The sequence below is a fragment of the Mesorhizobium sp. M7A.F.Ca.MR.362.00.0.0 genome, from assembly GCF_004023175.1.
Taxonomy (GTDB): Bacteria; Pseudomonadota; Alphaproteobacteria; order Rhizobiales; family Rhizobiaceae; genus Mesorhizobium.
Genome location: NZ_RZTF01000311.1, coordinates 1 through 1,186, shown reverse-complemented (window position 1 = coordinate 1,186; position 1,186 = coordinate 1). Strand labels below are relative to the sequence as shown.

1 protein-coding gene, 1 other RNA gene and 1 pseudogene are annotated in these 1,186 nt (G+C 61.4%); all 3 read right to left on the bottom strand.

What is annotated here, in order from left to right; translation table 11 throughout:
• Positions 1-93: 93 nt before the first annotated feature.
• Positions 94-395, bottom strand: a pseudogene (locus EOC06_RS27935) (type II toxin-antitoxin system RelE/ParE family toxin).
• A complete protein-coding gene (locus tag EOC06_RS27930; protein ID WP_027034949.1) occupies positions 392-667 on the bottom strand; it encodes a type II toxin-antitoxin system ParD family antitoxin in 276 nt (91 codons plus the stop codon). Before EOC06_RS27930 ends, EOC06_RS27935 begins: the two are co-directional and overlap by 4 nt.
• 172 nt (positions 668-839) lie before the next feature.
• Positions 840-1,186, bottom strand: an RNA gene (gene rnpB, locus EOC06_RS27925) — RNase P RNA component class A; the annotation flags it as partial.

Genomic DNA, 1,186 nt, shown 5'->3' with positions numbered 1-1,186 from the left:
TTCGTTCGCCTCTCGGTCGGCTGCGAGCCGGTGGAAGAGCTCTGGAAGGCAATCGAGACGTCGCTGGACAAGATCGGCGGCTGACCGGACCGATCACGGGCCGAGATCGTCGGCTTCTATGTTGCGATGGCCGTGCAGTACACGAATGATCTCGATCGCGTCGTCACCTACACGATACAAGGTGAGATAGTCGCCAACGAGCAGATGACGGATGCCGGGCGCGATGTCATCGCGCGGCGGACGGAGAAGGGATAGGTCTCCAGTTGCTGCCACCGTGCCTCGATGCGATCGAGCAACCTATCCGCTGCGACCTCGCTATCGCGTGCAACATGAAGCCAGATCGCGATCAAATCGTCTTCTGCGCGCGCGTTCCGGACGATGAATAGCGAATTCATGCTGCGTCGTCAGATCGCAAGCGCCTCCGCGCCTCGGCCTTGATTTCATCCATCGACGCAAATCGTCCCGGCCCGCTGTCTATCCCTTCCTGCACCAGCTTGCGCAACTCATCGAGCGTATAGCCGAAGAGATCGCGCCGATCCTTCCATTGCCGCAGCGCATCTCGGATCACTTCGCTGGCGGAGGCATATTCGCCGGCGGCGACGACATCATCCACCGCCTGCGCCAGTTCCGGCGACAGCGTGATGCTGCGTTTGTCGACCTGTCCCATGAGAAGCTCCCGGTACCATTCCCGATCATGGTACGATTTAATCGCACCGGTTTCAAGCAATGGCCGACTCTCGCTCGCACGGATGAACGGCCGGGCAGGCTTGAATCAACAGGCGCGCCCGAGGGCGCAACCTGCTGAATTCAAGAGACTTCTCTTGATATCGGGGGAGAGAGTTGCCAGCTGGCCTGTAAGCCGGGTTCTGTATGGCCCTCGCCCCTTGCGGGGCGAGAACGTGGCGACCATTCATCTTGGGCGCATGTTGCCATGCGCCTCACGCAACCTACCCGGACGGTGAGCCGGAAACAGCCCTCGAGGGTTTCCCCTCGCACCGTCCCTATTCGGTCTTGCTCCCGGTGGGGTTTACCGTGCCGCTCCTGTTGCCAGTCGCGCGGTGGGCTCTTACCCCACCCTTTCACCCTTACCCCGAATCCGGCAAGCCGGATCGTGGCGGTTTGCTTTCTGTGGCACTTTCCCTGGGGTCGCCCCCGCCGGCCATTAACCGGCACCGTGTTTCCATGG